The organism is Amycolatopsis sp. A133 (genome assembly GCF_031082405.1).
In the GTDB taxonomy this organism is placed as follows: Bacteria; Actinomycetota; Actinomycetes; order Mycobacteriales; family Pseudonocardiaceae; genus Amycolatopsis.
The window spans coordinates 256,772-272,346 of sequence record NZ_JAVHJU010000001.1 but is presented as its reverse complement, the minus strand read 5'-3'; the positions used below and the strand labels follow the sequence as shown (position 1 = coordinate 272,346).

Here is a 15,575-nt window from a genome sequence, read left to right as displayed (position 1 = left end):
TCGCACCGGGCGGCCGCGCCGAACTGGAGGTGTCACTGACGAACCCGGCCGCGCCGCCCCGCGCACTGGTGGGTGCTCATCCGCGCCACGGCCCACGGACGGCTCGGCTACGGACGCGCCGCCGAAGTCCGGGCCGGGGTGAATTCGACGAATTCACGATATTTCCGCAGAAGAGCAGGTTGCCGACCGGCGAATTACTCCGGACGCTCCTTGACCGGGGTCGGCCGGGCGCTGATCATTCCAGCGATTCCCGTGCGCTTTTTCCGGCGCCTTCCCAGGAGAACGACTTGATTCCTGCGCACCTGGACCGGCGGACCTTCCTGCGCTGGTCCGCGCTCGTGCCCGCCGTCGCCGCCGTTCCCGCTGCACTCGGCGGCCCCGCCTGGGCGGAGGAGACGGCCTTCGTCGACGCCTACCGCACCAACCTCGCGGCCAACCGCACGCCGGAAACCAACGCGGTGGTGCGGATTCTCACCGGGATGCAGCGGCTGTGGCGTACCGGGTCCACTTGGGACAGTGGGGTCGTGCTCGACGCGGCGGTGCTGCGCGCGAACGTCCGGCACTGCGTCGCCGTCACCCGCGCCCGGACCGCCGCCGAAGCCGAGCGTGCCTTCGTCTACGACCGCCAGCACCAGTCCTACGCCGCCATCGGCGGTCTTGGACCCCTTGCCGGCCTCTACCGCAGCGGCGCCAAGGCCGTCACGAGCATCACCACCGCGCCCGAAGGCACGCCGCCGTCGAAGATCGACGACGCCGTCCCGGCGAACGCCCCGGCGGGCTCCGCGCTCGGCGCCGGCGCGCACGACTCGGAACTCGGCCTGGTGGCGCAGCTCGTCGACACCGTCCGCGGCCCGTTCGCCTCGGGCAACCCGAGCAAGTACGCCTACCAGTACCCGCGGCCGTGGCGGCTGACCGCGGACAGCCGGGTCGTTCCCACCGGCGGGACGGACGCGCTCGGCTACCCCGGCTACGAGTCCGAGGTGATCGTCGCGCCGCAGCTGCTGCGGCAGCGCAACATCGGCCCCGTCGACGACGGCGGATTTCCCAGCGGCCACACCAACGCGTTCCACCTGGCCTGCCTCGCGCTGGCCTACGCGGTCCCCGAGCGGTTCCAGGAACTGGTGGCGCGCGCCTACGACCTGTCCGACACGCGGATCGTCGCCGGCATGCACTCGCCCGCCGACGTGATCGGCGGCCGGATCACGGCGACCGCGCTCACCGCCGCGACGCTCGCCGACCCGGAGCACGCCACGCTCAAGGCGGGGGCGCGCGAGCAGGCGCTGAAGTACTTCACCGCGAAAACCGGCACGACGGCCGACACGCTCTTCGCGCGGGCGCACACCGGCGCCGACGAGTACGGCGACCGCCGCGCGAACGCCGCGATGGTCGCGCGCCGGGCGGCCTACGGGCTGCCGGACCGCCCCGCCCGCACCGCGATGCGGGTCCCGAAGGGCGCCGAGGTGCTCCTCGAGACACGCCTGCCGTACCTGGACACGGCGCAGCGACGGGAAGTCCTGCGCACGACGGCGTTCCCGGCCGGGAACCCGCTGCTCGACGGCCCGGAGCTCTGGGGGCGCCTGAACCTCTTCGCCGCGGCCGACGGCTACGGCGCGTTCGACGCCGGTGTCCGCGTCACGATGGACGCCGCGCGCGGCGGGTTCTGCGCGAACGACAGCTGGCGCCACGACATCGGCGGCAACGGCGGGCTCGTCAAGGCGGGCACCGGGACGCTGACGCTCACCGGGCGCAACCGCTACCGCGGAGGCACCCGTGTCGAGGCGGGCACGCTGGTCGCGGCGGCACCGGACGCGCTGGGCACCGGGGACGTCGTCCTCGACGGCGGCGCGCTGCGCGTGGCCGGGCTCCGGGCCGGCGGCTACCGCCAGACCGGGGGCACGCTGTCCGTCACGGCCGGTCCGGCGGTGCTCGTGCGCGGCGAGGCCACCCTGGAGCACGGCGTCCTCGAGATCCGGCTGACCGGCTCCGGCCCGGCGCACGAGGCCGACGTGCTGTGCGCCCGGCGCCTGCGCGGCCGGTTCTCCGCCATCCGGGCCGACCGCCCGGGATACCGGGTCGTCCCGCGTTACACCGCCACCGGTTTGTCCGTCCGAATCCTGCGGGAGTTCTCGTGAAAAAACGCCTCGCCGCGCTGGTGCTCGCCACCGCGGTGTCCACAGTGGTCAGCCCGGCGGCCGCGCACGCCGCCGACGGCGGCGGCAGCTTCTCGGTGCTGAGCTACAACGTCGCCGGGCTGCCCGAGAGCATCTCGAGCGCGCCGACGCCGCGGGATCCCGCGACGACCGCGATCGGGCAGCGGATCGGGCCCTACGACGTCGTGCACGTCGAGGAGGACTTCAACTACCACGCCAAGCTCTACGCCGCCGACAACCACCCGTACCGCACACCCACCAGCGGCGGTGCGGGCATCGGCAGCGGGCTGAACACCCTGTCGTCGCTGCCGTACGACGCCGACGACTTCGAGCGCGTCCGCTGGACGTCCTGCCAGCTCGACTCCGGCGACTGCCTGACCCCGAAGGGCTTCACCTTCATGCGGGTGCGGCTGGCCGAGGGCGTGTACGTCGACTTCTACAACGCGCACACCAACGCCGGCACGAACGACGGCGACCAGGCCTCGCGAGCGTCGAACCTGGCCCAGCTGACCGCGTTCATCAAGTCGCACTCGGCGGGCAACGCCGTGGTCGTCATGGGCGACACCAACACGCGCTACACCCGCGCGGCCGACACGATCGGCGGGTTCGCCTCGGACAACGGCCTGACCGACGCGTGGGTGAAGCTCGTGCGTGGCGGCGTCGCGCCGGCCCCCGGGAGCCCGGCGCTGGTGTGCGACCCGCAGGCGGTCACCAACGACTGCGAGGTCGTCGACAAGGTGCTCTACCGCGGCAGCAAACTCGTGTCGCTCGACGCGACCTTCTACAACAACGAGCACGCCAAGTTCCTCGACGGCGAGGGCCGGATGCTGTCCGACCACGACCCGGTCACCGTGCGGTTCAGCTGGCAGCGCAACCCGGCGCTGCAGCTGTCGGACCAGTTCGGCGGCCCGCACGGGAACTACTTCACCGACGTCGTCGCCGTGCCCGCGGCGGCCCGGGTGCGGACGCTGTCGCTGCGCAGCGGGTCCCGCGTCGACCAGATCGGGGTGACCCTGGAGAACGGCACCACCCTGACGCACGGTGGCTCCGGCGGGACCGCGGCGTCGCTCACACTCGGCAGCGGCGAATACGTCACGACGGCGACCTTGTGCCAGGGCAAGTACAGCGGCACGACCCGGATCTTCTCGGCCCGGTTCACCACCAGCCTCGGGCGCACGCTGGCCGGCGGCACGGCCACGGCGGACTGCGTGACCCGCACGGCCCCGGACGGCTGGCAGATCGCCGGCTTCCACGGCCGCGCCGGCGACGCAGTCGACAAGACCGGGTTCGTCTACACGCAGCGGTAGTCGCCTGAAGCACGCCTTGCCCCGCCGTCCGGCCGCGAGACCGGGTGGCGGGGCAGGAAGCCGCTCAGCAGCTCTTCGGCCGCGGCCATCGTGGGCCGGGCCGTCGGGTAGGGGTGCAGCAGCCCGAGCACGGCCTCGGTGACCGGGTGGTGGGCCGCTTCGGCCGCCTCGGCGCCGGGACGGCCGTGCAGGGCGGCGTAGAGGGTGGCGCCGAGCGAGAACACCTCGGCCGGGAAGTCGGGGAAGCCGCCGTCGACCACCTCGGGGGCGAGGTAGGCGGGAGCACCGGAGCCGGTCGCGGCCAGGATCCCGGCGCGGCCTTCGGCCGAGATCACGACGTGGTCCGGATCGACGGCGGTGTGCAGGACGCCCTCGTCGTGCGCGGCCGCCAGCGCCGAGGCCAGCTGGGCGCCGAACCGGGCGACGAGCCCGGGGGCGAGCGTGCCGTGCTCGTCGAGCAGCTCGGTCAGCGTCCGCGCGCCCGGGTAGGCCAGCACCAGGTAGGTCGTGCTGTCCTCGTCGACGACGTCGCAGACGGCGCCCCGCGGCGCGGGGATCGACGGCACCGCGGGCGGCTCGTCGAACAGCGGCTTGAGGGCGACGATCCGGTCGAGCCGCTCGTCACGGGCGTGCCAGACCACCGTGCCGTGGCCCGCCGGGCCGAGCAGCCGGTACCGCTCGCCGATGAGTGTCCCTTCGCGCGTCACGTCGTCGTCCCTCCGAGTCGTCCACCGTCCTGCCCGGAGATACGGCCGCCACGCGGATCCGGTTCGCTTGATCGACTTGATTTCCCGCGGGAGCGGAGTCCGGCTCCCGACGATCGGACCTTGACACGGTGTGGCGTGGCTCACCTACACTGACAATTGTTAGCGCTAACAATTCCCGTGCCCGGCACTCGACGGCGAGATGGGTGGACGATGATCAGTCGACGAGGACTGATGGCGGGCGCGGCCGGAACCGCGGTCGCCGGCGTGCTCGGCCGCAAAGCCGTGGCCCGCGCCCAGGCCGCCCACGACGGTTACGTCATGGCGTACTTCACCGAATCGCCGTCCATGGCGGGGGCCGGCTACGGGCTGCACCTGGCGGTCAGCGCGGACGGCCTCGACTGGATGCCGCTGAACCAGAACAACCCCGTGGTGACCCCGACGGCCGGCACCGGCGGGCTGCGCGACCCGTTCGTCCTCCGCGGGCAGGACGGCCGGTTCGTCGTGCTCGCGACCGACCTCAAGGGCACCGACTGGTCGCTGCAGAACCAGTACGTCCACGTCTGGGACTCGGCGGACCTGCGCGGGTTCACCGGCTACCGCCGGCTCAAGCTGCACTCGATGGCCACCCACAGCTGGGCGCCGGAGGCCTTCTGGGACCCTTCGCGCCACCAGTACGCGATCATCTACTCGGCGGCCTACGGCGGCCACGACGTCATCATGGTCAACTACACCACCGACTTCGTGACGGTCGGTGCCGCGCAGGTGTTCTTCGACCCCGGCCACGCGACCATCGACGGGACGATGGCCACCATCGGCGGGGTCAACTACCTGTACGTCAAGAACAACACCAACAGCACTCTGGTCGGCCAGCGTTCCGGCGCCCTCGCCCCCGGCGGTTTCACCACCTACAAGACCGGGATTTCACCCGGGCGGGGGGTGGAGGCGCCGCAGATCGTGCCGGCGCCGTCGGGGAACCGCTGGTACCTGTGGGGCGACACGTGGAGCCCCAACGGCCGGTTCTTCTGCTGGGAGACCACGGATGTCGCCGCCGGGAACTGGACGCTGCTGGGCGACCGCGCCTACACGCAGCCGCTGAACTCCAAGCACCCCGGGATCACGCCGATCACGGCCGCGGAGAGGTCCGCGCTCGTCGCCCGGTGGGGCGCACCGGCCTGGCGGCGGCTCAAGTCCTACAACTTCCCGGACCGCTACGTCCGCCACGCGGACTCGGTGGGGCGCATCGACGCCTACCCGTTCGACCCGTACGCCGACCAGCTGTGGAAGCTGGCCCCCGGCCTGGCGGACGCGGCCGGCGTGTCGTTCGAGTCCGTCAACTACCCCGGCCGGTACCTGCGGCACAGCAACTACGAGCTGCGCCTGGCGGCCGACGACGGCTCGGCGACCTTCAAGGCGGATGCCACCTTCCACCAGACGGCCGGACTCGCCGACGCGAGCTGGTCGTCCTTCCGCTCGCACAACTTCCCGGACCGCTACCTCCGGCACCACGACCACGTGCTGCGGATCGACCCGCTCGGCAGCACGTCCTCCACTGTGGACAAGCAGGACGCGACTTTCCGCGTCGGCTACTGACCCGCTTGCGAAGGAGCCGTCATGCTACGACGACGTGGCGCGGTTTTGGCCCTGCTCGTGTTCGCGACCCTCTTGCTCGGCGCGCCCGGGGCGCACGCCGCGCCGGTGACGGTGACCAACGGGAGCCAGTTCACCGACACCTCCGGTGCCTTGGTGCACGCCCACGGCGGTGGCGTGCTCAAGGTGGGGGCGTACTACTACTGGTTCGGCGAGAACCGCAACGCCGACGACACCTTCCGGGCCGTCTCGGCCTACCGCTCGACCGACCTGAAGACGTGGGAGTTCCGGGGCGACGTGCTGACGCAGTCCTCGGCGGCCGAGCTGGGCCGGGCGAAGATCGAACGGCCGAAGGTGATCTACAACAGCTCGACCGGCCAGTACGTGATGTGGATGCACAAGGAGAACGGCGCCGACTACGCCGAAGCGCGCGCGGCCGTGGCCACGTCTTCGACGGTCGACGGCAGTTACGGCTACCGTGGCAGCTTCCGCCCGCTCGGCGCCCACATGTCGCGTGACATCACGCTGTTCAAGGACGACGACGGAACCGCGTACATGGCTTCCGCGGCCCGGGAGAACGCCGATCTCAACGTCTACCGGCTCACCGCCGACTACACCGGTGTTTCGGCGCTGGTGAAGACGCTGTGGCCCGGCTCGTACCGCGAGGCCCCGGCGATGTTCAAGCGCAACGGCGTCTACTTCCTGCTCACTTCGGGTGCCACGGGCTGGCAGCCGAACCAGCAGAAGTACGCCACGGCCACGAGCGTCACCGGGACGTGGAGCGGGTTGACGAACGTCGGGGATTCCACCGGCTACGGCAGCCAGACCGCGTACGTGCTGCCGGTGCAGGGCACGCAGGCGACCTCCTACCTCTACCTGGGCGACCGCTGGGCGGGCGCCTGGAACCGGCCGGTCACCGAGTCGCGGTACGTGTGGCTGCCGCTGACGTTCCCCAGTGCCACCACGATGTCGATGAACTGGTTCCCGAAGGTGAGCATCGACGCGGCGACGGGCGTGCTCGCGGGGGCCGGCACGGGCAGCGCGTACGAGTCGCTGGTCGCGCGACACAGCGGAAAGTGCGCGGACGTCCCGAGTTCCGCGAAGGACGACGGCACGGCGGTGAAGCAGTATTCGTGCAACAGCGGCTGGAACCAGCAGTGGAGCGTGCTCGACCTCGGCAACGGGTACGCCAACCTGATCGCCCGGCACAGCGGGAAGTGCCTCGACGTCTCGGGCGGCTCCACCGCGGACGGCGCCGCGGCGGTGCAGTGGGCGTGCACCGGCGGCACGAACCAGCAGTGGCAGCTCCAGGCCGCCGACAGCGGGTACGTCCGGCTGGTGGCCCGCCACAGCGGAAAATGCCTCGACGTCGTGTCCGCGTCGACGGCCGACAGCGCCGCCGTCAAGCAGTACCCGTGCACCGGCGTGACGAACCAGCAGTGGCTCCGGCGGGCGGCCTGATCGGCTCCGTCCGGCCCTTGACGGGCCGGGGACCGGGTCGCTAGCTTTTTGCGAAACTCCTTCATGTTTGGGGCCGCCATCATGCGCATGCTCGTGGCTTTGCTCACCGCCGTGGCGTTGTCGTCCGGTGTCGTCGCCTCCGCGGTGGCGGAAGACGTCCCGCCGCACCGGCTGACCGTGCGCGGCTCGGCCTTCGTCGACGAGTACGGCCGCGAAGTCGTCTTGCGCGGCTTCAACGTCTCGGGGGAGACCAAGCTCGCAGAAAACGGTTTCCTGCCGTTCGCCTCCGCGGCCGACGCGCGCCGTTCGGCCCAGTCGATGCGGGCGCTCACCGGCGCGAACGCGGTGCGGTTCCCGATCGCGTGGGCCGGGACGCAGCCGGTCCGCGGGCCGGTGAACACGTCGTACCTGGCGGCGCTGACCGAGCAGCTGAAGGCGTTCCTGGACGAGGGGTTCACCGTCCTGCCCGACTTCCACCAGGACCTGTTCTCCCGCTACCTGTTCAACCGCGGCAGCTGGTACACCGGCGACGGTGCGCCGAAGTGGGTAGTCGAACTGGGGGGTTACCCGGCGGAGAGCTGCGGCATCTGCGCCCACTGGGGCCAGAACATCACCCAGAACGGCGCGGTCCAGGACGCCACGAAGGACTTCTGGCACAACGCCCGCGGCGTCCAGGACGAGTTCGTCGGCCAGGCCGTCCAGACGATGACCTACCTGCGGACGAACCTGACGGCCGGCCAGTTCGCCGGCATCGCGGGCATGGACCCGTACAACGAGCCCTTCGCCGGGCGGTACGACCAAGGGCAGGACAGCAAGGCGTGGGAGCAGAACGTCCTGTGGCCGTTCTTCACGCGGTTCCGCGCCGCGATGGACACCGCGGGCTGGCAGGACAAGCCCGCTTTCGTCGAGCCGAACATGTTCTGGAACGCCAACATCTCCTTCCAGCTCCACCCCGGCGGCTTCCAGGACACCGGCGCCATGGGCCCGCGGTACGTGTTCAACACGCACTTCTACGACCAGCTCGCCCAGTCCGGGGTGTTCATGCCGGGCAAGGCGGGCGACGGCCAGTACAGCGCGAGCTTCGGCACGGTCCGCGACCGCGCGGCCGCACTGGGCACGGCGGCGATCGTCACCGAGTTCGGGCACCCGATGACGGGCTACACCTCCGACAAGACCCCGACGGTCGACAAGGCGATGTACCAGGCCCTGGACTCCCGGCTGCCGGGCGCGAACTGGTGGCGCAAGCCGGCGGAATCGGGTCCGGTGCTGTCGGGAACCCAGTGGCAGTGGGACATCTACAGCGGCCGCCACCACGAGCTGATGAACGACAACCCGGACAAGGTCCGCACGGAAGGCGACGCCTGGAACGGCGAGGACTTCTCGTCGGCCCGCACCGCGGACGACGGAACGGTCCAGCTCCGCCAGGACGCCCGCCTGCTCGACCGGCTCTACCCGGCGGCGGTCGCGGGCCACACGCTGGCGTTCACGTACGAGGACCGGTCGCGCGACGGAAGCCAGACGCTGACCTGGAACCAGGTGCCGGCCACGATGCCGGCGACCGCCGCGCTGACGGGTACCGGGCGGTACGGAGTGCTGGTGTGGCAGGGAAGTGCCGCGGCCGCCCCGACGGAACTGCACGTGCCGGCGGGAATGACACCGACGGTGGTCACGGACCTGGCTTCGGTCACCCGGGTGGGCGACCGGCTGCGCCTGCCCGCGACACCGGGCCTGCACTACGCGCTGATCGCGGAACCGGCGTCGGCGCCGACCGCGGCCCAGCTGGCGGCGGTTCGCGCGGAACTCGCGGCTTGGGCGCCCGCTGCCGTGCGGTAACCAGCGGCGTCACCACGGATTCCGCTCGGGGAAGGGTGTTTCCCGGCGATCGCCCGGTTGTCCCATATCGGCCCCGGTTCGCTCGGCGTAGCGTGAGGCCGCGGGGAGGGCCGGAGCGTTTCGCCGCCCCCATTCGGAATCGACGTCGAAAGGGTGGGGAAATGGTCGGGTTCCGGTCGGTTCGGCGGTGTGTCGCGGCTGCTTCGCTCGTGGCCGCCTCACTAGGCGGAATGCTCGCGGCGGCGCCCAGCGCCCTGGCCGAAACCACGACGAGCTGTCCCAGTGCGGCGCAGGAGCGGGCGAACTGGAGTGCGCTCACCATGGCGGGCACCTGCGCCGGTTTCCCCGATCACGGTGCGCCGTACGTGTTCCGGATCGGGACGCTGTACGCGTGGCGGCTGGTCGGCCTCGACGTGCTGCTCGTCCCGGTCGGTCCGGCCACGGAGAGCTGCACCGCCTACGAGGTCCTGGCCAACGGCGTGCTCCGGGCCACCGGCTGCAAGTACGTGGCCTGACCGCCGCCACGGCGGGTCAGAGGGTCGCGGCACCGGCCAGGAAGAGGTCGACGCCCGCGAGGAACTGCTCGCGGTCGTCGTGCTCGCGCAGGTGCGCGGCGGCCTTGTGCACGAACGGGTACTTCTCCGGGTCGAGTGCCTCCCACCGCGCGGAAACGCCGGCCAGGAAGGCCGACCGGTCCCCCTCGCCGGCGGCGAGGAGCCGAGCGTTCGCGGCGTTCTGCCCGGCGACCCCGAGGACGTAGTTCACCAGCGCGCCCGCGGCGTCGAACAGCGCTCGCTCGGGCACGTCGAGCGCCTCGAGCAGCCCGCCGATGCTCTCGTAGATCTCCAGGAGCGCGGGCCGCCACGGCTCCCGCGAGAGCTGGGCCCCGACCCACGGGTGGGCGTCGATCGCGTCGAACAGGCCCAGCGCGACCGCGCGCAGCGCCTCCCGCGGCTGCGCGTCGCCGGCCACGCCGCTCGTGACGCGGGCGATGACGTCGCCGGTCGCCGCCGCGAGCAGATCGCTCTTGTTCGCGACGTGGTGGTAGATCGCCCCGTAGCCGGTGGCCAGGCGCGTGGTGAGCGCGCGGAACGTCAGCGCCGCCTCGCCGCCTTCGTCCAGGATCTCGGCCGCGGCCCGGACGATCACCGCCTTGGACAGCCCGTCCGCACGCCGTTTTGCCATGTGCCGATCATCGCATGGTTGGAACGCCGATCCAAACTCGTGCTAGCTTGGTGATTGGAACGACAATCCAATCGGAGGTAGACCATGACTGTCACGATCATCGGAGCCGGCCTCGGCGGTCTCGTGCTGGCGCGCGTGCTGCACCTGCACGGCATCCCGGTCACCGTCCACGAGGCGGAAGCCTCACCGGCCGCGCGCCACCAGGGGGGGATGCTCGACATCCACCCGTGGAACGGCCGGCCGGCGCTCGAAGCGGCCGGCCTGACCGAGGGGTTCCGCGAGCTCGTCCTGCCCGGCCGCGAATCCTCCCGCGTCGTCGACCGCACCGGGACCGTGCTGCTCGACCAGCCCGACGACGGCACCGGCGTGCGTCCCGAGGTGCAGCGCGGCGAACTGCGGCAGCTGCTGCTCGACTCGCTCCCGCCCGGCACCGTCCAATGGGGACACAAGGTCACCGCGGTGCGCGCGCTCGGCGACGGCGGCCACGAGGTGAGCCTGGCCGACGGCACCACCTTCGGCACGAGCCTGCTGGTCGGCGCGGACGGCGCGTGGTCGCGGGTCCGGCCGCTGCTCTCGGGTGCCACCCCCGAGTACGTCGGCGTGTCGGTCGTCGAGACCTTCCTGTTCGACGGCGACACCCGCCACCCCGCCGCCGCGAAGGCCGTCGGCGCCGGAGCGCTCTACGCGCTCTCGCCGGGCCAGGGGATCGTGGCCCACCGGGAGAGCGGCGGCACCCTCCACGCGTACACGCACCTGTTCAAACCCCAGGACTGGCTCGACGGCGCCGATGCCGCGACGGTGACCGCGCGGGTCGCCGGGGAGTTCGGCGGCTGGGCTCCCGAGCTGACCGCCCTGATCACCGGCAGCGACACCCCGCCGGTGCTGCGCCGCCTCTGCACGTTGCCGATCGGGCACCGCTGGGACCGCGTGCCGGGGGTGACCCTGCTCGGCGACGCGGCCCACCTGATGCCCCCCAACGGCGAAGGGGCCAACCTGGCCATGCTGGACGGCGCCGAACTCGGCCGGGCCATCGCCGCCCACCCCGGCGACGTCGAGACGGCGCTGGCCTCGTACGAGCAGGCCATGTTCGCGCGCGCGGAGGCCGAAGGGGCGGACGACATCTACCCGGTCATGTTCGGGGCCGACTCACCCCGGGGGATGGTCGCCCTGCTGGCGGGTTGATTCCGGCCGGCCTGCTTCGATGCCTGCTCCGATGCCGTCGAGCAGGAAGCCGAGGCCGATGCGGAAGGTCTCGTCGGCGTCGAGGTGGGCGCCGTCGCGGACCACCGTTTCCAGCGCGGGGAACCGGCCGGTGGCGAAGGTGCGCTCCAGGTAGGGCCCGAAGGTCTTCTGCCACTGCCGCTTGTCCAGCCCGGTGGCCCGCTCGGCACGCCATTCGGCGATCTCCCGCCGGACCGCGCCGATCACGTAGGCGTCGACCGCGGTGACCACCGGCATGACGATGTCCACGTCGACGCCGCCGAGCGCGGCCAGCACCGCCTCGCCCCGGGCCAGCGCGTTCGGCCCGAGCTGGGGCCGCCCGCCGATCAGGTCGGCGAACCACTCGTGCCGGTGCACGGCCCGGCGGGTGGCCTCGGCCACCGAAGTCAGCACTTCGCGCCACCCGTCGCCGGCCGGCCGGATCTCGGCGTGCACCGCGTCGACCATCAGGTCGAGCAGCTCGTCCTTGGTGTCGATGTAGCCGTAGAGCCGCATCGGCCCGACGTCCAGCGCGCCGGCGAGCTTGCGCAGCGACACGGATTCCAGGCCGGCCTCGTCGGCCAGCTCGACCGCCGTCCGGACGATCAGGTCCCGGCTCAGCGGGGCCGGCACCGGCCGATCCGGCGGTTCCGGCCGCTCCCACACCAACATGGTGGTGACAATACAACGCACTCTGCGATACAGTGTATCGAGACGGACACCGTATCGGAGGGGATCCATGGCCATCGCCATCGTGGGAGCCGGCCTGGGCGGCCTGGCGCTCGCCCGGGTGCTGCACGTGCACGGCATCGAGGCCGTCGTGTACGAACGGGAACCGTCGCGCGACGCCCGCGGCCAGGGCGGCATGCTCGACATCCACTCCGGCCAGCGGGCGCTGCGCGAGGCCGGCCTGATCGACGGGTTCTTCGCGATCGCTCGCGGCGAAGGCCAGGACATGCGGCTCCTCGAGCCGGACGGCACGCTGCTGCTGCAGGAGGACACACCCGACGACGCCCCGCTCCTGCGGCCCGAGGTGGACCGTGCCGATCTGCGCGACCTGCTGCTGGACTCGCTCCCCGAAGGCGCCGTGCGCTGGGGGCACGCGTTCGAGTCCGCCGCCGACGGAGTGCTGGACTTCGCCGACGGCACCAGCGCGCCGTACGACCTGCTGGTCGGCGCAGACGGCGCGAACTCCCGGGTCCGGCCCCTGCTCACCGACGCCCGCCCGGAGCACGTCGGCCAGAACGTCGTCGAGCTCGGCATCCCCGACATCGACCGCACGCACCCCGACCTCGCGGCGATGGTCGGCCGCGGCAACTACTGGGTACTGGGCGACGGAAAGTCCTTGGCGGCCCAGCGCAACGGCGACGGCCGCGTCCGCATCGGCGTCAGCTTTTACAACACGGGCGAGGACTGGTTGGCCAAGACGGGCATCCCGTTCGACAACCCACCCGCAGCCCGAGCCCGCCTGATCGACCTCCTCCGCGGCTGGGACCCCCGCTTCACGGCCCTGATCGCAGCCTGCGACGACCTGGTCCAGCCACGAACGATCACAACGCTCCCGATCGGCCTGACGTGGCCGTCGCGCCCGGACGTCACCCTGGTCGGCGACGCGGCCCACCTGATGCCCCCGGTGGGAGAAGGAGCGAACATGGCCTTGCTGGACGGCGCTTTCCTGGCCCTGGCCCTGGCGGCGCACCCAGGCGACTTCCCCGCGGCCATCGAAGAGTACGAAGGCGAGATGTTCGAGCGCACCGGCGCGGCGGCGCGGATGTCCGCGCAGATGCAGGAACTGCTGATGTCCCCCGACGCAAGCCGGAGGATGCTCGAGTTCTTCCAACCAAGCTGAGCTTCGGCTCGGCGGTGCGCTCGACACCCTGCTTGCCCACAGCGCGTCCGCGAGTAGGTGAGCCGGGCCGTGGAGCGGATCGGTGCCCGGCGGCCTGCGGGGGCCCCGACCGCAGACTGCGCATCGCGGTAGCAGCGAGCGGAACCCGCCGAGCCGGTGGCCGCGGCCGAGGCGCCGGGGGAGCGACCGCCGCCGGCGGACCCGCCCCTCGGTCACGGCCGCTACCCGCCGTCGCACGGCGGCCGCCGAGCGGGTGACTCCGCGTGAGAAGAGGAGCAGCCGGGAGGGGACGCCGAGACGCAGGTGGGGGCGGGTCTACCCTGGAAGCCGATGACCGAGAACCAGGCACCCAGGGCGTACCAGATCCGCACCTTCGGCTGCCAGATGAACGTGCACGACTCCGAGCGGCTCGCCGGGCAGCTCGAGGACGCCGGCTACGTCCCGGCCGGCGCCGGGGCGAAGCCCGACCTGATCGTGTTCAACACCTGCGCCGTCCGGGAGAACGCGGACAACAAGCTGTACGGCACCCTCGGGCACCTGCGCCCGGACAAGGTCGCGAACCCGGACCTGCAGATCGCCGTCGGCGGCTGCCTCGCGCAGAAGGACCGCGGGGAGATCGTCAAGCGGGCGCCGTGGGTGGACGTCGTCTTCGGCACGCACAACATCGGGTCGCTGCCCACGCTGCTCGAGCGCGCCCGGCACAACGCCGAGGCCGAGGTCGAGATCCTCGAATCGCTCGAGACCTTCCCCTCGACGCTGCCCGCGCGCCGCGAATCGTCCTACGCGAGCTGGGTGTCCGTTTCGGTCGGCTGCAACAACACCTGCACCTTCTGCATCGTCCCCGCCCTGCGCGGCAAGGAACGCGACCGCCGGCCCGGCGAGATCCTCGCCGAGGTCGAGGCGCTCGTCGCCGAGGGCGTGCTCGAAGTCACGCTGCTCGGCCAGAACGTCAACTCCTACGGCGTCGAGTTCGGCGACCGGCTGGCGTTCGGCAAGCTGCTGCGCGCGTGCGGCACCGTCGACGGCCTCGAGCGCGTCCGGTTCACCTCACCGCACCCGGCGGCGTTCACCTCCGACGTCATCGACGCCATGGCCGCGACCCCGAACGTCTGCCACCAGCTGCACATGCCGCTGCAGTCCGGGTCCGACCGGGTCCTGCGCGAGATGAAGCGGTCCTACCGCTCGGCGCGCTTCCTGAACATCCTCGACGAGGTCCGCGCGGCCATGCCCGACGCGGCCATCACCACCGACATCATCGTCGGCTTCCCCGGCGAGACCGAGGAGGACTTCCAGGCGACCCTGGACGTCGTGGCGCAGGCCCGCTTCTCCAGCGCGTTCACCTTCCAGTACTCGAAGCGCCCCGGCACGCCGGCCGCGACGATGGACGGCCAGCTGCCCAAGGAGGTCGTGCAGGAACGCTACGAGCGCCTGGTCGAGTTGCAGAACGCGATCTCCTGGGACGAGAACAAGAAGATCGTCGGCCGCCGCGTCGAGCTGCTCGTCGCCGCGGGCGAGGGCCGCAAGGACGCCGAGACGCAGCGGATGAGCGGCCGCGCCCGCGACGGCCGGCTGGTGCACTTCACCCCGGCCGGCCCGCAGGTGGACCGCGGGGTCCGCCCCGGCGACGTCGTCGAGACGATCGTCACCTACGCCGCACCGCACCACCTGGTGGCCGACGGCGACCTGCTGTCCCACCGGCGGACGCGGGCGGGCGACAACGCGGAGGCCGGGCTGCGGCCGAAGACGAGCGGCGTCACGCTGGGCCTGCCGGGCTTCGGTGCCCCGGCCGCCCAGCCCGAACCGGTGAGTGGGTGTGCGCTGTGACCGAGCCCCGTGGCCAGGGTGAGCTGGCGGAACTGGCCGCCGAGATCGACGAAGCGGGCGCCCGCGCGTCCCGCACGGTGGAGCTGGGCCGCCGCGGGTTCACCATCGCGGTGTTCACGTTCGTGCTGCTGATCTGTCTGATCCTCCCGTGGGTGGGCGACCACGCGGGCTGGCAGGTACTGGCCGGCGAGGGCGGCGGCATCCCCCAGCTGTTCGCGGCGACCTCGACCGGCGTCGGCATCCTGGCATCGGCACTGGCCCTGGTGACGAGGCGTTGGTGGCTGGCCTGGGTTTGCGCGGCGGGCGGCTGGTTCGCTTCGGTGGACGGGCTGCTGGCGATCTGGTCGCAGCAGTCGTCGCACGCCCCGGGATCCGCGGGCGGCGGCCCCGGTTTCGGCATGGTGATCGCCTGGATCGCGATGATCTGCCTCGCGGTGCAGTGGATGCGCACGGCGTTCTCGCGCTCCTGAAA

The 15,575-nt window shown here is 72.0% G+C and carries 13 protein-coding genes; 10 read left to right on the top strand and 3 right to left on the bottom strand.

Annotated elements, in window-relative coordinates; all coding sequences use genetic code 11:
- Window positions 1–287: 287 nt before the first annotated feature.
- Complete coding sequence (locus tag Q5425_RS01330) at window positions 288–2,132, top strand: phosphatase PAP2 family protein (protein ID WP_308670173.1); 1,845 nt, start codon at window positions 288–290, stop codon at window positions 2,130–2,132.
- On the top strand, window positions 2,129–3,457 hold the full coding sequence (locus Q5425_RS01325) for a jacalin-like lectin (RefSeq protein WP_308670172.1): 1,329 nt from the start codon (window positions 2,129–2,131) through the stop codon (window positions 3,455–3,457). Before Q5425_RS01330 ends, Q5425_RS01325 begins: the two co-directional genes overlap by 4 nt.
- On the opposite strand, the gene Q5425_RS01320 is transcribed toward Q5425_RS01325, so the two are convergent.
- Window positions 3,442–4,164, bottom strand: a complete 723-nt coding sequence (locus tag Q5425_RS01320) for a protein kinase domain-containing protein (RefSeq protein WP_308670171.1) — start codon at window positions 4,162–4,164, stop codon at window positions 3,442–3,444. The two genes, Q5425_RS01325 and Q5425_RS01320, sit on opposite strands and share 16 nt — an antisense overlap.
- Before the next feature lie 210 nt (window positions 4,165–4,374).
- Here Q5425_RS01320 and Q5425_RS01315 point away from each other — a divergent pair, with 210 nt between their 5' ends.
- From Q5425_RS01315 to Q5425_RS01300, 4 genes are all read left to right on the top strand, one after another.
- On the top strand, window positions 4,375–5,754 hold the full coding sequence (locus Q5425_RS01315) for a glycoside hydrolase family 43 protein (RefSeq protein ID WP_308670170.1): 1,380 nt from the start codon (window positions 4,375–4,377) through the stop codon (window positions 5,752–5,754).
- Window positions 5,755–5,775: 21 nt separating this feature from the next.
- Complete coding sequence (locus Q5425_RS01310; protein ID WP_308670169.1) at window positions 5,776–7,212, top strand: RICIN domain-containing protein; 1,437 nt, start codon at window positions 5,776–5,778, stop codon at window positions 7,210–7,212.
- Between the two features lie 81 nt (window positions 7,213–7,293).
- On the top strand, window positions 7,294–9,045 hold the full coding sequence (locus Q5425_RS01305) for a cellulase family glycosylhydrolase (RefSeq protein ID WP_308670168.1): 1,752 nt from the start codon (window positions 7,294–7,296) through the stop codon (window positions 9,043–9,045).
- 230 nt (window positions 9,046–9,275) lie between these two features.
- On the top strand, window positions 9,276–9,560 hold the full coding sequence (locus Q5425_RS01300) for a hypothetical protein (RefSeq protein ID WP_308670167.1): 285 nt from the start codon (window positions 9,276–9,278) through the stop codon (window positions 9,558–9,560).
- A 16-nt stretch (window positions 9,561–9,576) separates the two neighbouring features.
- On the opposite strand, the gene Q5425_RS01295 is transcribed toward Q5425_RS01300, so the two are convergent.
- Window positions 9,577–10,230, bottom strand: coding sequence for a helix-turn-helix domain-containing protein (locus tag Q5425_RS01295; RefSeq protein WP_308670166.1), 654 nt, complete (start codon window positions 10,228–10,230; stop codon window positions 9,577–9,579).
- An 84-nt stretch (window positions 10,231–10,314) separates the two neighbouring features.
- On the opposite strand from Q5425_RS01295, the gene Q5425_RS01290 reads away from it, so the two are divergent.
- The gene (locus Q5425_RS01290; RefSeq protein ID WP_308670165.1) at window positions 10,315–11,412 is read left to right on the top strand and encodes an NAD(P)/FAD-dependent oxidoreductase; all 1,098 of its coding nucleotides are present in this window, start codon (window positions 10,315–10,317) and stop codon (window positions 11,410–11,412) included.
- On the opposite strand, the gene Q5425_RS01285 is transcribed toward Q5425_RS01290, so the two are convergent.
- Window positions 11,377–12,102, bottom strand: coding sequence for a TetR/AcrR family transcriptional regulator C-terminal domain-containing protein (locus Q5425_RS01285; RefSeq protein WP_308670164.1), 726 nt, complete (start codon window positions 12,100–12,102; stop codon window positions 11,377–11,379). The genes Q5425_RS01290 and Q5425_RS01285 overlap by 36 nt on opposite strands.
- A 67-nt stretch (window positions 12,103–12,169) precedes the next feature.
- On the opposite strand from Q5425_RS01285, the gene Q5425_RS01280 reads away from it, so the two are divergent.
- From Q5425_RS01280 to Q5425_RS01270, 3 genes are all read left to right on the top strand, one after another.
- On the top strand, window positions 12,170–13,279 hold the full coding sequence (locus Q5425_RS01280) for an FAD-dependent monooxygenase (protein WP_308670163.1): 1,110 nt from the start codon (window positions 12,170–12,172) through the stop codon (window positions 13,277–13,279).
- A gap of 330 nt (window positions 13,280–13,609) precedes the next feature.
- On the top strand, window positions 13,610–15,103 hold the full coding sequence (miaB, locus tag Q5425_RS01275) for a tRNA (N6-isopentenyl adenosine(37)-C2)-methylthiotransferase MiaB (protein WP_308670162.1): 1,494 nt from the start codon (window positions 13,610–13,612) through the stop codon (window positions 15,101–15,103).
- Entirely contained in the window at window positions 15,100–15,573 is a 474-nt protein-coding gene (locus tag Q5425_RS01270) for a hypothetical protein (protein WP_308670161.1), read from the top strand. Before miaB ends, Q5425_RS01270 begins: the two co-directional genes overlap by 4 nt.
- The last annotated feature ends 2 nt before the right edge of the window (window positions 15,574–15,575 follow it).